The sequence below is a fragment of the Vibrio floridensis genome (assembly GCF_021852965.1).
Lineage (GTDB): Bacteria > Pseudomonadota > Gammaproteobacteria > Enterobacterales > Vibrionaceae > Vibrio > Vibrio floridensis.
Window position 1 is genome coordinate 41,580 of record NZ_JAKGCY010000009.1, and the last position, 17,125, is coordinate 58,704.

General features: G+C 44.9%; 23 protein-coding genes. 11 read left to right on the forward strand and 12 right to left on the reverse strand.

Features of this window, described 5'->3' with window-relative positions:
• Positions 1–14: 14 nt before the first annotated feature.
• The 5 genes from rlmKL (at position 15) to rmf (ending at position 6,321) form a co-directional block, all read left to right on the forward strand.
• The gene (gene rlmKL, locus LZU85_RS14010) at positions 15–2,135 is read left to right on the forward strand and encodes a bifunctional 23S rRNA (guanine(2069)-N(7))-methyltransferase RlmK/23S rRNA (guanine(2445)-N(2))-methyltransferase RlmL (RefSeq protein WP_237287314.1); all 2,121 of its coding nucleotides are present in this window, start codon (positions 15–17) and stop codon (positions 2,133–2,135) included.
• A 14-nt stretch (positions 2,136–2,149) separates the two neighbouring features.
• The gene (locus LZU85_RS14015) at positions 2,150–2,392 is read left to right on the forward strand and encodes a glutaredoxin family protein (RefSeq protein ID WP_176298816.1); all 243 of its coding nucleotides are present in this window, start codon (positions 2,150–2,152) and stop codon (positions 2,390–2,392) included.
• Positions 2,370–4,289, forward strand: coding sequence for an ABC transporter ATP-binding protein (locus tag LZU85_RS14020; protein WP_080536104.1), 1,920 nt, complete (start codon positions 2,370–2,372; stop codon positions 4,287–4,289). Before LZU85_RS14015 ends, LZU85_RS14020 begins: the two co-directional genes overlap by 23 nt.
• A 7-nt stretch (positions 4,290–4,296) precedes the next feature.
• Positions 4,297–5,982, forward strand: coding sequence for a DUF3466 family protein (locus LZU85_RS14025; protein ID WP_237287316.1), 1,686 nt, complete (start codon positions 4,297–4,299; stop codon positions 5,980–5,982).
• Between the two features lie 165 nt (positions 5,983–6,147).
• Positions 6,148–6,321, forward strand: coding sequence for a ribosome modulation factor (gene rmf / locus LZU85_RS14030; RefSeq protein WP_176298813.1), 174 nt, complete (start codon positions 6,148–6,150; stop codon positions 6,319–6,321).
• 142 nt (positions 6,322–6,463) lie between these two features.
• On the opposite strand, the gene fabA is transcribed toward rmf, so the two are convergent.
• Both fabA and LZU85_RS14040 read right to left on the reverse strand, forming a co-directional pair.
• On the reverse strand, positions 6,464–6,982 hold the full coding sequence (gene fabA / locus LZU85_RS14035) for a bifunctional 3-hydroxydecanoyl-ACP dehydratase/trans-2-decenoyl-ACP isomerase (RefSeq protein WP_011080474.1): 519 nt from the start codon (positions 6,980–6,982) through the stop codon (positions 6,464–6,466).
• A gap of 71 nt (positions 6,983–7,053) precedes the next feature.
• Positions 7,054–8,697 (reverse strand): S16 family serine protease, encoded by a 1,644-nt coding sequence (locus LZU85_RS14040; RefSeq protein WP_237287319.1) that lies wholly within the window; start codon positions 8,695–8,697, stop codon positions 7,054–7,056.
• A 189-nt stretch (positions 8,698–8,886) separates the two neighbouring features.
• Here LZU85_RS14040 and matP point away from each other — a divergent pair, with 189 nt between their 5' ends.
• The 6 genes from matP (at position 8,887) to LZU85_RS14070 (ending at position 12,258) form a co-directional block, all read left to right on the forward strand.
• Positions 8,887–9,336 carry a macrodomain Ter protein MatP gene (gene matP, locus LZU85_RS14045; protein WP_237287321.1) on the forward strand — a complete coding sequence of 150 codons (450 nt, stop codon included), beginning with the start codon at positions 8,887–8,889 and terminating at the stop codon, positions 9,334–9,336.
• Positions 9,337–9,351: 15 nt separating this feature from the next.
• Positions 9,352–9,663 (forward strand): DUF3634 family protein, encoded by a 312-nt coding sequence (locus LZU85_RS14050; protein WP_176298810.1) that lies wholly within the window; start codon positions 9,352–9,354, stop codon positions 9,661–9,663.
• 104 nt (positions 9,664–9,767) lie between these two features.
• Positions 9,768–10,094, forward strand: coding sequence for a hypothetical protein (locus LZU85_RS14055; protein ID WP_237287323.1), 327 nt, complete (start codon positions 9,768–9,770; stop codon positions 10,092–10,094).
• A gap of 202 nt (positions 10,095–10,296) precedes the next feature.
• A complete protein-coding gene (locus LZU85_RS14060) occupies positions 10,297–11,514 on the forward strand; it encodes an HDOD domain-containing protein (RefSeq protein WP_237287325.1) in 1,218 nt (405 codons plus the stop codon).
• Positions 11,515–11,557: 43 nt separating this feature from the next.
• Complete coding sequence (locus LZU85_RS14065) at positions 11,558–11,686, forward strand: DUF3693 domain-containing protein (RefSeq protein ID WP_419795972.1); 129 nt, start codon at positions 11,558–11,560, stop codon at positions 11,684–11,686.
• 152 nt (positions 11,687–11,838) lie between these two features.
• On the forward strand, positions 11,839–12,258 hold the full coding sequence (locus LZU85_RS14070) for a hypothetical protein (protein WP_237287326.1): 420 nt from the start codon (positions 11,839–11,841) through the stop codon (positions 12,256–12,258).
• A gap of 33 nt (positions 12,259–12,291) precedes the next feature.
• Here LZU85_RS14070 and LZU85_RS20905 read toward each other — a convergent pair whose 3' ends face one another.
• The 10 genes from LZU85_RS20905 to LZU85_RS14115 form a co-directional block, all read right to left on the reverse strand.
• Positions 12,292–12,417 (reverse strand): hypothetical protein, encoded by a 126-nt coding sequence (locus LZU85_RS20905; protein ID WP_272909908.1) that lies wholly within the window; start codon positions 12,415–12,417, stop codon positions 12,292–12,294.
• 135 nt (positions 12,418–12,552) lie between these two features.
• Positions 12,553–12,960, reverse strand: a complete 408-nt coding sequence (locus tag LZU85_RS14075) for a hypothetical protein (RefSeq protein WP_237287327.1) — start codon at positions 12,958–12,960, stop codon at positions 12,553–12,555.
• Positions 12,957–13,340 (reverse strand): hypothetical protein, encoded by a 384-nt coding sequence (locus LZU85_RS14080; RefSeq protein ID WP_237287328.1) that lies wholly within the window; start codon positions 13,338–13,340, stop codon positions 12,957–12,959. Before LZU85_RS14080 ends, LZU85_RS14075 begins: the two co-directional genes overlap by 4 nt.
• Positions 13,321–13,704 (reverse strand): structural protein, encoded by a 384-nt coding sequence (locus LZU85_RS14085; RefSeq protein ID WP_237287329.1) that lies wholly within the window; start codon positions 13,702–13,704, stop codon positions 13,321–13,323. Before LZU85_RS14085 ends, LZU85_RS14080 begins: the two co-directional genes overlap by 20 nt.
• An 81-nt stretch (positions 13,705–13,785) precedes the next feature.
• A complete protein-coding gene (locus LZU85_RS14090; RefSeq protein ID WP_237287330.1) occupies positions 13,786–14,892 on the reverse strand; it encodes a hypothetical protein in 1,107 nt (368 codons plus the stop codon).
• 3 nt (positions 14,893–14,895) lie between these two features.
• Positions 14,896–15,627 carry a hypothetical protein gene (locus tag LZU85_RS14095; RefSeq protein ID WP_237287331.1) on the reverse strand — a complete coding sequence of 244 codons (732 nt, stop codon included), beginning with the start codon at positions 15,625–15,627 and terminating at the stop codon, positions 14,896–14,898.
• Positions 15,624–16,142 (reverse strand): chemotaxis protein, encoded by a 519-nt coding sequence (locus LZU85_RS14100; protein WP_237287332.1) that lies wholly within the window; start codon positions 16,140–16,142, stop codon positions 15,624–15,626. The genes LZU85_RS14095 and LZU85_RS14100 overlap by 4 nt, the downstream gene beginning before the upstream one ends.
• Before the next feature lie 2 nt (positions 16,143–16,144).
• Positions 16,145–16,513, reverse strand: coding sequence for a DNAase (locus LZU85_RS14105; protein WP_237287334.1), 369 nt, complete (start codon positions 16,511–16,513; stop codon positions 16,145–16,147).
• Positions 16,510–16,704 carry a hypothetical protein gene (locus LZU85_RS14110; protein WP_237287336.1) on the reverse strand — a complete coding sequence of 65 codons (195 nt, stop codon included), beginning with the start codon at positions 16,702–16,704 and terminating at the stop codon, positions 16,510–16,512. Before LZU85_RS14110 ends, LZU85_RS14105 begins: the two co-directional genes overlap by 4 nt.
• Positions 16,705–16,834: 130 nt before the next feature.
• Entirely contained in the window at positions 16,835–17,125 is a 291-nt protein-coding gene (locus LZU85_RS14115; protein WP_237287338.1) for a hypothetical protein, read from the reverse strand.

Sequence of the window (17,125 nt, forward strand, 5' to 3'; positions counted from 1 at the left end):
AGCTAAAGAACACTATGAACCAATATCTTGCGGTTACCTCAAATGGTCTTGAGAACCTTCTTGCTGAAGAACTAACAAAACTTGGAATTGCAGACGCTAAGCCAGTACAGGCTGGAGTAAGATTTAAAGCCTCTAATGAACAGGTTTATCGTTGCTGTCTATGGAGTAGGTTGGCATCGCGTTTTGTTCGCGTGTTGTCCGAGTTTACCTGTCAAAGTGATATGGACTTGTATTTGGCAACGTCCTCTATCAATTGGGTAAATCAATTCCACAGCACTAAGAAGTTTGTGGTTGATTTCAACGGCACGAACCGTGAGATTCGTAACAGCCAGTACGGTGCGATGAAAGTGAAAGATGGCATCGTAGATTGTTTCGAAAAGAAAAACCTACCACGTCCAAATATCAGCAAAGAGCGTCCGGATGTACGTATCCATGTTCGTCTCCACAAAGACAAAGCGATTCTTGGTGTTGATATGGTCGGGAATGGCTTGCACCAACGTGGCTATCGTCCTGCATCTGGTAAAGCACCACTCCGTGAAACCTTGGCTGCTGCCATCATCCTTCGCTCAGGTTGGACAGAGGAACAACCTCTTCTGGATCCAATGTGTGGCTCAGGTACGTTGTTGATAGAGGCGGCCATGATGGCAGCAAACATGGCGCCTGGCGTAAAACGTGAAAAGTGGGTCTTTGAATCACTTGAAGATTTCGAGCCAGAAGTGTGGGCAGAAATAAAATCAGAAGCAAATGTCATTGCCCGAAGAGGTGTCAAAAAAGTTGGCGCAAGATTCTATGGCTTTGATAATGATGAAAAAGTACTGAAAATTGCCCAAGATAACGCTCGCAGAGCAGGGGTTGCGGATCTTATTGAGTTTAAGTTAGGTGACGCCGCTACAGTGTCACGTCCTCAAGAATTTGAGAATGGTGTAATTGTTTGTAACCCACCTTATGGTGAGCGACTTGGCACAGAGCCAGGATTGATTGCACTATACACAGCATTTGGTGGTCAGTTAAAAGCCCAGTTTGGTGGTTGTACGGCATCTATTTTTTCGAGTTCCGACGAGCTGCTGAGCTGTCTTCGCATGCGTGCGGAAAAACAGTTTAAATTGAATAACGGTGCGTTACCTTGTCACCAAAAAAACTATACGATCGCACAAAGAAGTACAGAGCAGATTGAAGGTGCGGATGGCCCGCTTTCTATCGCACCAGACTTTGCTAACCGCCTAAAGAAAAATATCGGTAAGATTGGCAAATGGGCTCAAAAAGAACAGCTCGATTGTTACCGCATCTATGATGCCGACCTGCCAGAATACAACGTGGCGATAGACGTCTATCAAGATCACTTGGTGATTCAAGAATACGCCGCACCAAAAGATATTCCGGAAGAGAAGGCAAAGCGTCGTCTGACGGACATCATTCGTGCTTCGATTCAGGTAACCGGCGTAGAAGCCAACAAAGTTGTGTTGAAGGTTCGCGAGAAACAAAAAGGTCGTAACCAATATCAAAAATTGGGTCAAGTTTCTGAGCGAATGGAAGTCAACGAGTATGGTGCAAAACTGATCGTCAATTTGTACGATTATCTGGATACGGGGTTGTTCCTGGATCATAAGATCACGCGCCGCCGTTTGGGTGAAATGGCAAAAGGAGCCGATTTCCTTAACCTGTTTGCTTATACAGGCAGTGCTACGGTACACGCTGCTCTTGGTGGGGCCCGATCGACAACAACGGTCGACATGTCGAACACCTACCTTGAGTGGGCAAAAGACAACATGTCTGCAAATGGTTGTATCGGACGTCAACATAAGTTTGAGCAGGCAGATTGTTTACAGTGGTTAGAGAAAGCGCAGGGACAGTACGATTTAATTTTTATTGATCCGCCTACGTTTTCAAACTCTAAGCGTATGGAAGACTCGTTTGACGTTCAGCGTGACCATATCAAACTGATGAAAAACTTAAAACGTCTGCTAAGAGAAAACGGTACTATTGTCTTCTCTAACAATAAACGTCATTTCAAAATGGATATGGAAGCGATGGAAGAGCTGGGTTTAGACGCGAGAAACATTTCTTCTCAGACGCTGCCACTCGATTTCTCAAGAAACAAACATATTCATAACTGTTGGGTCGTCACCCACAAGTAATAGGAACAAGGAACGTGATCACCCTATACAGTACCGAAGGATGCCATCTGTGTGAGATGGCTTACGAGTTGTTGGAACAAGCAGGCATTGCTGAACAAGTTCAAGTGACTGATATCGCGTTTGATGACGCGCTATTTTCTCGTTACGGGGTCACGATTCCTGTCTTACATTCTCAAGGGTCAGAGCTTGGCTGGCCCTTTGATCTAGAAAAATTAAAACAATGGTTGGACGATAATGGCATTACTTACCATTCATAATGGTCAACTCGCCTTTGGCGATAATCCTCTACTTGATAAAGCTGATTTTGTACTTCAAGAGCATGAGCGAGTTTGTTTGGTAGGACGCAATGGGGCGGGTAAATCGACCTTAATGAAAGTTCTAGCGGGCGAGGTGATTCTTGATGATGGTAAGCTACAGATCACTCAAGATGTCGTAGTCTCGCGCTTAGAACAAGACCCCCCACGAAACGAACCAGGAACGGTTTACGATTATGTGGCAAGTGGGCTAGCTGAAGTTGGCGAACAATTAAAGATCTATCATGATCTTCTCGATCTTGTTGCTCAAGAGCCAACGGAAAAGAACATTAACCGCTTAGCGAGAGTGCAAGAACAGCTTGATCACGCCAACGCGTGGCGATTTGAAGACCGAGTTAAGCATGTGTTGGCGGCATTAAAGCTGGATGCTGAAACGAAGCTCACCGATCTGTCGGGTGGTTGGCAACGCAAAGCTGCGCTGGCGAAAGCGCTAGTATGTGATCCAGACGTTTTGCTACTAGATGAGCCAACTAACCACCTCGATGTTACGACCATTGAATGGCTAGAAACGTTCCTCAAAGATTTCCGTGGCTCCATCATTTTTATTTCCCACGACCGAGCCTTCATCAAAGCAATGGCAACGCGTATCGTTGACCTTGACCGCGGTAAACTTGCCTCTTTTCCTGGCGATTACGACAACTACCTTATTGAAAAAGAAGAAATGCTTCGTGTTGAGGAGATGCAAAACGCAGAGTTTGATAAAAAGCTCGCTCAGGAAGAAGTGTGGATTCGTCAAGGCATCAAAGCACGCCGCACACGTAATGAAGGTCGTGTTCGGGCACTTAAAAAGCTGCGAGAGGAACGCCAGAGTCGAGTTGACGTGCAAGGTAAAGCCAAAATCCAGATTGATGACGCCGCACGCTCTGGCAAGATCGTCTTTGAAGCAGAAAAACTGCAGTTTTCATTCGATGGAAAGAAAATTGTTGATGATTTCAGTTTTAATATCATGCGTGGGGATCGAATCGCGCTTATTGGCCCTAATGGTTGTGGCAAGAGCACTGTCCTTAAGTTACTGCTGGATCAGCTAAAACCGGAATCTGGCCGTTTGCATTGTGGTACTAAGCTGGAAGTCGCGTATTTTGACCAATATCGAGAGATTTTGGACCCTGAAAAGACGGTCATTGATAACCTAGCGGATGGTAAACAAGAAGTCACCGTGGGTGGGCGAGAACGCCATGCGTTGAGCTATCTTCAGGACTTCCTTTTCTCGCCGAAGCGTGCTCGTACACCCGTCAAAGCACTTTCAGGTGGTGAAAAAAACCGTCTGCTTCTTGCTCGTATCTTCCTAAAACCAAACAATTTATTGATTCTCGACGAACCAACTAACGATTTAGATATCGAAACATTGGAACTTTTAGAAGAATTGCTTGCCAATTATCAAGGTACTCTGCTGCTGGTCAGCCACGACCGACAGTTTGTGGATAATACCGTCACGACAAGCTGGATCTTTGAAGGTGAAGGAAAAATCGAAGAGTTTGTCGGTGGTTATCATGATGCTCAACAGCAGCGCAAACAAGCGATCGAAGCTCGAGAAGTGATGGAAAAATCAGCGCCTAAAGCAAAAGTCGTTGAGGAAACTCCCAAAACTGCGCCAGCTAAGAATACCTCTAAGAAGTTATCATATAAGCTCCAACGAGAACTTGAAGCACTACCTGCCAAGTTAGAACAGTTGGAAGCGGATATTGAAGCGCTTCAAGAGCAAGTAAACTCCGCAGAGTTTTTTGCTCAACCCGTAGAGACAACGCAACCAGTGTTAGAGCAACTTGCCGCACTGGAGCAGGAATTAGAAATTGCTTTCGAGAGATGGGAAGAGCTCGAAGCTATGCAACAGGACAGTTAATAAGTAGATGAATTGCAGTATTAGATTCAAATTAACCACAGTCGCGCTACTTGTTGGTAGCGCTATGAATGCCAACGCCGCCTTGTATAAGGTTGTTGAAGTTGATCCTGCATCGAATGGTAGTAATTCGTCTTATAACGATGCTTTTGGTGTAGCGATCCAAGCCGGTGATGTTGCATCGCCACTGGGGTGCTTTGGAGTGGCATGTAGCGATGCTCAGTTTAAGTTAGCTTTTGAAACAAGAGTGTCGGTTGATGGTGTTAGCTATCGAGAAGAGCTTCCGTTTGCGATGGACGCGACGTTTGGCTATATCCAAGAGTTTGATGACTTTGAGCGTTATTGCTACAACGAGCTTCGTTATTCGACGTGTGAAACGTGGGCATCGATTCACTGGGCACCATGGAGTCGCGAACTCAATGGCAACACGAGTTCTAATTCACTTGCTTATGTTGAAGGAGACGCTTCAGCCTATCTCAATGAGATGAACAATGTTATCAATAGTCTCACGGAATCTGCACAACCTGTTGGCAATCAAAGCATTGCCGGTGAGACGAGAAATCGAGTTGTCGCTCCTATATCTCCTACAGATGTAAGCTCTTTTTATCAATCACGAGCTTGGAAAACCGATGGTACTTACACGGTTGGTAGTATTGCTACGAGTACAACTAATGAAAATGGTTCACACCACACAAGCAAGGCTGCGATTTGGGATGATAATGGTGTTGTAAAGCAGTTAGCTTGGCCCCAAGGCGGTAATAGAGATGGGGAGCGTTTAGCGCAAGGGAGTATGCGTGATGTGGTTGTCGATGACAAGGGTGATACAGATCCAGCGAATGATATAATTTATGGTGTCGGTTACAACACTTATCTTGATGACAACTATATTAATGCTAGTGTTTTTGTAGGAACTCTTGGTGATGTCGGGTTCACAGATTCTACTTGGGTAACCAAACTGGTCAATGGCGCTCAAATGAAAATTGGGAGCGACGTCATTCACAGTAATTCTGTTGTCACTAACGTAAACAGTAACTTTATCGCTGTTGGTGAGGCAAAGCGCGCTGGTGGTAAGCCTTCTGAAGGTTCAGCGGCCAATCGCTTGTTTGTGGTGACCGATGTAAGAGACCCGGCTCCAACGGCTACATTTTTACCTCAGCTAGGGGGAATTTTTTTCTCTGGTGCTGGTGGCAAAATGGGGGGGATCAACAAATACAATGAAATTGTTGGTCAGTTGGACGCTGAAGATACTCGTGAGATCGACGGCAAGCCGCGTCGTAAACGTGGATTTATTCTGCCATATTACGATGAAAAAACATCTACACCGACTCCTGAGCGCAGGGCGATATTTGGTGATAAAGCTTGGTACTTGGATGATCTGACAAATGGTGGTGAGTTTTCACAGCACAACAACCAATATCGAGTGATCGACGCAACGGATATCAACGATGCAGGTGTGATTTCTGCAACTGCCATTAAGTGTGAAGGTGGCTACGATACAACCGCACACAACTCCTATTGTGGTGAAGGTTCTCAGAAGGAATCGGTTGTAGCCGTTAAGCTAGTTCCTATTGCAGATGCCAAGGCAAGTAACATTGACACACGTCCAGTGGAAAAAGCCTCAGCAGTGCGAAATGGTGCAGGGCTTGGTTGGTTGGCTTTGACACTCATGGGCTTGGTTGGGTTCCGCAGAAAATAGGCTATTTTTTAAACTAAGCACGGCTTCACAGTTTTGGAGCCGTGCTTTTTTTATCGCTTGAGAAATCCCTTCGTTTGGTCAATTCTTAATAGTGGAGTCATAAAAGCTCCACTAAAGTTTCACAGTAGTACGTTAGTTCTAATGGACCTGTATGAGGTAGAAATTATGAAGAGACAAAAGCGTGATCGCCTAGACCGAGCACAATCCCAAGGCTACAAGGCAGGCTTAAACGGTAGATCTCAGGAAGAATGTCCTTATCAACAGATGGACGCTCGTTCGTATTGGTTAGGTGGTTGGCGTGATGCCAGAAGTGACAAACTTTCTGGTCTCTATAAATGATGTCCACATACAACACAGAAGGATTTTAAAGAAGGGCCCACGATGTGGGTCTTTTCTATTATTGAGCTGAATAAAAATTGAAGGCTCAAGAAAAAACGGCCCCAAGGGCCGTCTCATCAAAATAACTGGAAAGCTGTGTTACTTAGAATGCTGAGGTATCTTGGAAAAGACCCACTTTTAGATCCTTAGCGACGTAAATTTCTTTACCGTCGACAAGAACTCGACCGTCCGCTAATCCCATAACAAGCTTACGATTGACCACTCGTTTCATGTGGATCTCGTAGGTCACTTTTTTCGCTGTAGGGAGGATTTGACCGGTAAACTTCACCTCACCAACACCTAAAGCACGGCCTTTACCTTTGCCGCCTACCCAACCAAGGAAGAAACCAACTAACTGCCACATCGCATCCAAGCCAAGACAACCTGGCATTACAGGGTCACCTGGAAAGTGGCAGTCAAAGAACCATAGATCAGGTTTGATATCGAGCTCAGCAAGGATAAGACCTTTACCAAAATCACCTTCGGTTTCCGACATTTTGGTTACTCGGTCCATCATAAGCATATTTGGAGCTGGTAATTGAGGGTATCCAGGGCCAAATAACTCACCTTGACTTGAGGCTAGAAGATCTTCACGAGTGTATGATTCACGTTTATTCTGCATTGTTTGTAAACTCCAATTTTAGACAGTGGCATGTTAGTGAACAGGTGTACGCTAAACAACTCCGATCAGTACTAGACAAACCAGTTTTTAAGCCATTGAACAAAGCCTTGCGGATGATCATGCTTCGCAAAGTTATCGATTCTTTCCGCAATTTTGTTGAGTACGCTATCTTCGTCTTCGCCACAAAACGGTTTATTCATAATGATAGGGATCACGTCTTCAACGTCGGATACCGCCCAAATATGAAACTCACCAAGCTTAATGCTTTCCACCACCTCTTTATGAAGTGCCAGATGTTTAAGGTTTGTTTCTGGTAGAATGACCCCTTGTTCACCTGTAAAGCCTTGGTGTTTACACACCTGATAGAAGCCTTCAATTTTTTCATTTAGACCTCCTACGGCTTGTACACGGCCAAATTGGTCCACGGCACCCGTGACCGCGATTTGCTGATTGATAGGATACTCTGATAGGGCGCTGACTAGGCAGCAGAATTCAGCAAGCGACGCACTATCGCCATCCACTTCACTGTAAGATTGTTCGAATACGATAGAAGCAGAATAAGGCAATGGCGCGTCTAGCTGAAGTGCACTGCTGACAAGTGCTTGCATGATCATCATACCCTTTGCATGAAGATTTCCACCAAGCTCGGCTTTACGTTCAACGTCAGAGATATCACCGTCACCAAAATGGATCACACAAGAAATTCGAGCAGGCTCACCGTAAGAAACCGGGTGACCAGCGACATCAATCACGGTCAGACCGTTAATCTGGCCAATTTGCTCGCCGGTGGTTTCAATGATCACTTGGCCATCAAGGATATCGTCGATAGCGCGTTGGGGGAGATAAGACTCACGGAAATATTTTTCCTCAATGGCCGTATCCATGTGCTCACCGTTGATCTGGTAGCCTTGCGATTCAAGAGCTGCCAGAGAGAGCCATTGATGAAGCCAAATTGGTGAGAGAGGAAGATAATGTTGGTCTTCTGTTTCACGAACGCCGGCAATCAACAAACGGCGTAGCGCATCCTGATCAAAACTGGGGAGATGGTACCGTTCACATATCCATTTAATGTAGCCGACATAGGAATCCAAGCTTTCTTCACCGATGTGAAAATCTTCTTCGAGCTCAGTGAACAAAGACATTGATGAGAAGAGGTCAGAATCAAGATACTCAAGATCCGCCAATTGCCCACGGTCACCCGTAATGACCAATTTTATGTCGTAGTGAGTCGGCTCCATGTGCGATGATTGCCACTCGGGTTTTAATGGAGATATGGGTAGGGGTTCGCCTAGTACTGCCGCCTTAATTGCTGGCCAAGAGCCCGGATTCGCAAGCAGCAAATTCGCCGACACTGTGACAATGCCACCACGAGCTTTCGAGAACAATCCGGTAATAATTTCGACATCACCATTAGCACTAAGCTTATAACAGTCAAAGAGATGAGAAGGAGACAGCGTCTCTGTTTTTAATACCACCAGTTCAGGATCAATAGAGCTCAATCCTTCTTCAACCAAACCGCGATAGATAGAGTTATCACAACAATTAATCACCAAGAAACGAGCCAATCCAGAAAGCAGGGTAAAGTGACGGAATGTTGCTAACGCACGCTCTTGTAGCTCAAAATAATGGGTTAACTCAATAGAGTGAAGATTAGCAAAAGACGATTCAAATTGATCGAATTGTGGCGTAACGGCTTGCCAGTTAATTTGGTTCATTGACTTTCTTCATAAACTTTAATTGCAGCGGAGTATATCAGAACCAACAAAATCTGCAGTTAAATCCGGCTAAATAGAGGGTGAGGGAGGAAAAAGTTGATCTCTCTCTATCCTTCGAACACGTTTTGTTGAGAAATGAACCCACCTGGGTTACGCTGTCACCCTAAGCGGCGCCTAGGACATGGAAAAATGAAATATCAACAACTCGAAAACTTGGAATGTGGGTGGAAATGGCAGTATTTGATCAGTAAGTGGAAGGATGGAGAAACCATCACTAAATATATTGATTCGAGTGAAGCTGACCATGCGGTCTCTGAATTAAGAAAGTTAGAACATGAGCCGACCAAAGTCCTCGAGTGGATTGATTTGCACATGGCGGATGAGTTGGATAAGAAGCTCAAACAAGCCATTCGTGCTAAACGTAAGCGCCATTTTAATGCTGAGCAGATCCATACAAAGAAAAAATCCATCGATTTAGATTATCGTGTTTGGGAAAAGCTATCGACGCGTGCGAATGAATTGGGTTGTACATTGTCCGACGCGATTGAGTATTTACTGAGTGAAGCTTCTCGTAGCGAAAAGGCGAGTGCAGCCGTATCGACTCTGAAAGAAGACTTAAGCAAGTTATTATCCGATTAGTGCAGGAGAACACGCATGTTGTATGTCATCATCGTTGCCGCTATCGTTATCTTTTGGCTAGTGGCCATTGACCGCCCAGTTTTGAAGGTTTCTTTTAAAGAAGGGCATATTCATTCAGTCAAAGGGAACTTGCCACCGTCTTTTCGCCATAATTTAATGGAGATTGGTGAGAAGACTCCTTTTGATGGTGAAATGAAAGTTTACAGCTTACGTACTGGTGCAAAGTTGGTGTTCAGCAAACAAGTGCCAAAGAAAGTCCAGCAAAGAATCCGGAACGTATTTCCACACCAAGGATTTAAGTCTAACAAAGGTAAGAAACACGCCTAACAAACATATCAATTGCAGTTACCATTAATCGGTCACGCAGTTGAATCAAATCGATGTATATTATCCGGTCTGAGCACTGTATAGTATTTTCATTTGGAAAAATCATGCGATACAGTGTCACTTTTCTTCTTGCATCTCTCTTATTTTTCTATCCAAATGTAATTTATGCCGATGATTCCACTCGTAACCCGATAGCGCTAAAGCTAAAAAAGTCAGTTCAAAAGAAAGTCGATAAACAACTTGTTCACTATTCGGGCTACTGTGATGTTGTTGTCTACTTTCATCACACTGATAAGCATGCGGTGGTAGAGAAGGTTAATGGGACGGGGGATGCCCAAATATGTCGCTTTGCTAAGCAATTAATCAAAGTTGGCAGTAAATTTCGCTATAAGGTACCAGAACGAATGATTGTCATTCACATCTCGAGCTAATTAATAATTGATTGAAAACATGGTGTGTTGTGAACGTTTACTACTCGATGTGATGTTCAAGAACGATTATCGTCAGTGACTTATAGTGACAGAGTAGGCAATTTCAAGATTAAATAATGGAAGCAATATCACTTTTGTTTCTCATTTTTGGTCTCTATGGAATAAACTAAAACTAGTGATAAATCTTTAAAGGGATACAGATTTGCTACTCGCCAACAGACGGTATACACAAGAAGCGATTGAAACAGCGGAACAAGTGGCAAATGAGGTTAATGTTAGACATGCCAAATGGTTAGTGAGTATGAAATACATTCTCGATCAGTCTAACGTTGATAACCTACTTAGTTTACAAGGTCGCTATTGCGAAGACGTTATTTTTTCTGAAGATGAGCGTATTACTCGCAATCAACGCATTTTATTAGAATGTGAACAGGCTAAAGTGGTTGAGCGGCGTGAACAGGTAAAAGCAAGGCAAAATACCCATAAACGCGTCGTTGTGGATGTTACCCGTCATGCTGAGCACTTAATGGTTGAAAAACTGCTCAACACATCCATAGACAAATTGTTCAATGGCATTCCTAACTTTGATCATCTCGCTTCGTTTGCTTACTCCCCATCCTTGAGCTTTTCCAAGTTAAGTACTTTGACGACGTTGAGTCATCAGCTTAGTTCCAGCATTTTAGATCTGGTTACGAATCCTAAGTTCTGTGAGCGTATAGGGAAATCATCAAAAAGCGTAACCGATGCCAAGATTGCAATAGGGCAGATGGGCATAGAAAATTGCCGTTTACTTTTCCCTGTTCTGATGGCTAGGCCGATGCTCAAATGGTCCGATGCGAACACCAAGTTGATTGCTCCTAAAATGTGGCAACATATGATAGTTACCGCAAATGTAACCAGAATGCGCTTACAAGATGCAAACTTCAAAGAACCTGATGCTGGCATTTTAATAGGTGTACTGAGAACGGTTGGTCAGTTTCTCGCATCAAACCATTTTACGCATACATTTGAAGATGCTTTAGTTGAGATGATGCTCAAATACCGTGAGCAAGATATGCGTGAAGAGTATTACGCTTGCGCTGAGGTGGTCGCCAATATGTCTTTTTTACCCAAAATCATTTTCGAACTTGAGGGACAGCTTGCCAAACGAGTTTTGGAGTCTATGGATTGGCCAGCAAATGCGATGTTTATTAAAAATGCAGTGATGGAAGATATCGATAAAGTGCCAGTTGAGGAAAGAAGTATTGCAGGGGCTGCATTAGCGCAAGGCCGAGCATTCTCAATCTATGATGGATTACAGCACAGCAATGCATTTGTAGAAAAGCACAAACCATATTGGTTTGCTCAAGTGCAAATGCCCGGAACATCGCTCAAAGATATTCAAGCGAGAATGCCAGGACGCTTAACACTGTCTATGTAAGTTGGTTATAGCTTCACGCAATCCGCATTGAGTGATTCAGTAAATGCATAACGGGCTCGGTTTGCGTGGAATTTCAATAGCTTGCGGTGGCTTAGCTTTGTGGATTGGCAGCCCTACGGAAGCCTTAGCTAAGTGCGTATTATGTGTTTTTTATGTTAAATATTTACTCTAATAAGCAAGTTTTAATTTGCGTTTGATAGGCAAGATATTAAGTTCATCGGATTTTTTCAATTCGTAATAAAATAGGTGCTTAGGTCTTGTTGTTGGGTATATCAATCAAAAATATGATTTTTGTCCATTTAAATAAAATGAGACAGAGATCACATGTGTAAAAAGGTCAGAGACGAGCTCTATAACTTCGGCTTACATTTAAACCAAGTCAGTGACTTATTCCTATGGCATTTCGACAGCGATAAAGAAGCGGCGGAATATTTCGGCGTATCAGTTCAAACGGTTCGCAACTGGCGGGTGAAGCACAACTGGCCGCTTTCAGTGGTTCGTTTGCTTTTGATCAAGCATCGCGGCTACCTTCCTGTATCTAAGGTGTGGCGGGAGTTCAAGATAAAAGGGGATGTAATTTACACCCCCGGAGGTCGTGCGATTTCGGCTTATGACTTAATGGAGCTCGATATAAAAATATCCCTTGGTCATAATGTCGTTCAGTTCAGGCGAAAAAAAACGAATGGTAGAGATGTTCGTTATTTGCGCAGATTTAAAAATAGGGCGTTGATACGCCCTAAATAAGCAAGCCCCGAAACTTCGGGGCTTAATTACATATTATTTGCGAGTCACTTTGCGTTTTTTGCTCGGTTTTTTCGCTTCGATAATTCGGCCACCTTTACCCCAGCGATACCCTTTTTTTAATGTGCCGTCTGATTTCAGTGCTTGTTTTTTAGTTGCCATCTTTCTTTCTCTCTTGTTCTAAAATAGTGATTCGTAAATTATGGGCGTTGGTCACTTTCGTCAGTGAAATTGCTACCCATAGGCTTATGATTGTGTCTGGTGTGATTGTCCAGCCTGTTAATAGTGCGAAGTCCATTATTTACCCCTGAATTTGTTTGAAAAGTATTCGAGCAAATAACGAAGCATCGAGCGCATACCAAGCGTATCAACTACAATCGCACCGATTACCCACCAATACGGCTCTGGTATGTCTTTTAGGCTTGCAAAGCCTTGGTGAACGTATTGTGCGTAGCCGGGGATAAAGCACATCACGATTGGAATGAAGAAGATGAAAAGAAACTCATCTTTCCAGCCTCGGGTTTTGATGCTGATTTCATCTAGGCTAGTTGCGTGCAAGTCGCCAGCTTGTAGCCGTTCTAAGTTCTTGTTGTGCTTTTCTTGCTCGAACTCATCTTTGCGTTTGAGCTCGTTGGCTTTGTTTTGTTTGTGCTGTTTGTATGCCTCAAGGCCACTGGTTAACAGCGTAAAAATTCCACCTATCATAGAATGTTCTCCGTTATAGGTTCGCCGATTAAGTGCCGATAGCGTGTTTTCATCGGCCTACCAACGCCACCAAACAGCTTGTAAAGGAGTGGCTGATAGTCGCCGATTTTCCAATAGACTTTCTCGGCCTCTGCTTTGAGGGTGTAATCTGCGTTTACGTGGCGTTCTTGGATGACTAGCGGTTGCAGCTCGACAGGAACGTGACCATTGAGCGCCGCGGTGATGTCACTCAGTAGTTCACCGCCGGGTTCTGTGACGACATCGAGCGCACTCTCTACGCCTTGCGATAATCGGCCACTGAACCAGCGCCACATGACAACCAGAAGCGCCAGCAAAAACACGGTTAGTACAAGCTGTTGGTTAAGCCGCTGCAATACCATCGCGTATCACCTTGTCACTGTATGGCTGAACCCCGTTTTCGTGTTTGATGATCACTTTGATTAGGGGCTCTAAGTGTTGCTGGCCGATAGCCTCATGACGCGATATGTTGAGTGCTTTTTCTGCATGTCGGATATACGCATCGGTATTGTTTTCATGTGGCGGCGCCCAACGGTTGATAATGCCCTCAAGGGTGTTGAGGCCGTGTTTTGTTCGATATGTGGCAATGATTCGAGCGATAGCGCGAACCCCGTTTTCAGGTGTATCGAAAATGATAAAGCGACCATCATTACCCATACGGCCACGCCACGCGGTGCCGTTGTCCTCGATGTTGCCCGGATTGCGATTTCTGATACCTCTCGGCATGTGAGAATCTCCTTTGATGAATAGAAGGAGTAGGGTTGCTACTCCTATGATTACAAAGCGAATAGAGGGCATGTTTCCCCCTTACACAGCGTTAAAAAAGTCAATCGTGAGGGGTGTTTCTGAGTAAAAAACCATGACATTTAGATTTGTGACACCAATTCCCGAATAAACGTGTTTAACGTTGATAGTGTCTATTGCTGTGATCGTTGCTGACGTACCATTTAAGTCATCGCTTGGTGCTTGATTGGTGTTGTCTGCGTTTGTCACGCACGCAATCAGATGCTTTTCGATACCAAACGGCATGTAGAGAGCAGGCAGTTTCACCGCCGTTCCGACTCTAAGCTCTTCAAGAGTGGGCTTGGCTATCACCATTGACGTACGCGTTAATGACTGCATTTTTATTTTCGATTCAAAATTTGGTCGCTTGTTTTCTTGTCCGTGATTTAAGAAAACTCCCGCCGCCACCGGGGAAGAAAACCCGTACTGTGAGCCACCTTTGGAATTTGATTCGACAAAATACGCATACATGCAGTTAGATTTGAGTTTGATACCGTGGATCCAGTCTTCACTGAACAAGTACGGGTCGCCACTGTTGCTTATGGTTTTTTGAGCAACAATTTTCTTAGCGTTACCGTTAAAGTCCAGCTCTACGATTCCAAATCGCCCGGCATTTTCATTTGCACCAACAAAATACGCACTAAACGTTTCCTCACCACTGATGCTGCTTTTATAAACAGAGGCGGGAGCAACAAAAACAGAAAACAGGCACAAATCAAAGTTCGCTGAGTTTCCAGAGCTCATTTGGAAGAATGCAGGGGCAGTAAAATTATTTTTGTGCGTATCAAAATTATTGCGGCGCAAATTGAAATCCGTTTGAACTTCACCCGAGTTGGCTCTGAACTCTACTCCCCAACCAACCGGAACAGGGCGCGTGAGTGATTTGCCAATCCCAATATCACCAACAACGCTTTTTGACTTGTGCATAAACGACCAGAATCCGGCGCTATAACCGCCCATAGCGCCTACAAATTCAGATTGAATAAACTCGAAGGTAGGATTTACCAAGAGATTTTCCGGTGCAACTTCTGAGCCCTGGCTCATTTCTGCAATTTGCTGCTCGATATAATCAGCAAGAAACTCAATTTTGTTTCTTGGGCTACCGCTTGGTATTTGTTCTTTCAATGACATGGTTTATATCTCCAAAACGACAACGCTTTCGCTTGCCGCACCTGTTAGTTCAACGGCGGCACGTGTCGCCAGTTCAATTTTTTCGCCCGGGTTGAGGGGATAAACCCCATTTATCAAAACGTCTTGTGCGTTGGTTGTTTTGGCCTTGATATAAAGACGCTTTCGCTCACTGTTTGCTGGAATGCTCAAGGGCATCACTGATTCGAGTACAACCAATTGATCGCTTTCCGTCACCTTTACAGCTTGATTGGCCGCAATGCGCACCACGGGCAAGGAGGTCACTTTTACGCTTTGCTCTGGTGCGAGTTCTACAGGCGGGATTTGTGACACTGCAACGCTTTGGTTTGCTTCAATCTGTACCGCTGGCAGCTCTGATACTTTGACCGCTTGCTCTGGTGCGATTTTTACTGCTGGCAAGGATGAAACAGCAATGTTTTGCTCTGGTGCGATTTTGACTGCTGGCAGCTCAGAGACTAAAACCGTTTGGCCTTGGATATTTTGCGGCGGTGTATAGTCGCCATAGCCAAACTCTAACGTGATTTCTTGGTCAATGTCGGAGTGGATAAGCACTCGGCCAATCACGCTCTGAGACTTCACCACCGCGTTTTTACGGAGCGTGACGCGGTCACCGTTTTCACTTTCGAGCGCCACGGCTTGCTGTGCCGTTTCCAAATGTACCCACTGACCCGAAATCAAAACGGGTAGGGGTTGATAGGCTTTTAGACTGATATTCATCGTTTCACCGCCATAAAGGTAATCAGGCCCAGCACAAGCACGATAACGACTAACAGAATGATTTGCTGTTGGTTGTGTTCACTCTGGCCGCTGTCTTGCTTGAACTTCGCAAGATCCATAATTGCGTTGAGGCTGTCTGAATTTTGTTTGGATTGACTGCCCGACAATCCCGCCAGCATTTGCAAGTTTTCGCTGTTGCTCGATGCAATGTCTTCGAGCGCATTTTCTGCAAACTGCAATGAATCACGATTGACGGTTGAAGCAAAAGACAGTGAATCTTTGTTCACTTGCCCGGCAAAGCCGATCGCACTATCAAACATTTCCCCAGATTGGTTGATTAACTCACCTCCGAGTTCAAACGCTTTGTCGATTGCGCCGTGGTCGGTTGCGGTTACATTGATTGTCGAATTGTTTACGCCACTGATTGCGGTGCCGAGGTTATCGCCGCTTATCGCGTTCTGGCCGCTGACGTTCGTTGAGTTCGTGGTGTTACTCGATTTTGATTTACCACCCATGATCACACTCTCATTTTCATTAAAGTTATTTCACCGTCCGGTCGCTCGTTGGTGTTCAATCTGCGAACTAAACGAGCTAAGGCGGGAAAATAAGTCACCGCGCTAACGCTTGTTAAACCGGACTTTCTGACGATGTTTGCGAGTTCTTTAATTGCCGGGACAACGCCGAAACCAGCCACACCCCACAAGAAATAACTGTCACCTACGACTTCACCCGCAAGCGTGATGTCATAACCTTGGCCGCGAATGTCGTAGAGACTGACTTTCCCAGCCTCTACGAGTTGTTTCAGCTCTGCAAAATCATCAGGGCAAGCGCGAAATGCGATTTCCAAACGCTCGAAAGCCTTTGATTTTTCTGCAATCTGAATCATTTGCTTTTCATCAGCAAAAAGGCGAGAACGATGATCACGCCAGCAATCAACCAAGGGCTGACACCGTTAGGGCTTCCCATATTGATCCCGCCTACGCTCTGGCCGCTTTGATTACTGCTTGTTGCTGTCGATGGTCCTGCATGCCCTCCAGTAATGGGCATCGTTCCCGAGTTTGTGACGTTTGGGATCATTTACCCCCCTTAGTTAACATGTAGAGAACCGCCGCGATGATTATGAGAGTAATGAGCTTGTCCGAGCCCCCGGACAGCTTAAAACCGACATAACCACCGCCAACAAACGCCGCCATAAGTAGATAGGGCATTAGCGTTTACCTTGCACGATGAGAAAAACCACCAACATGAACGCGACAATAAGCGCCCCAAACACCTTGACGTTATCCATAGAGGGCTGAATCAAGTGATTCGTTGGGTGCAAGGGCTGGCCGCTGGCCGTTTGCCCTTGTACTTCGTTTTTTCGCGCTTCATCCGGGTTACTTTGCGATTTCTTATCAAGCGACCGTTCAACCGTCCCGTTGAGCCATGCGCCACCCGCATCGGTTGCAGCGTTGAGCAGCTCACCGCCAGCATCAGAAAGTTTGTCTAACCAGCTCAT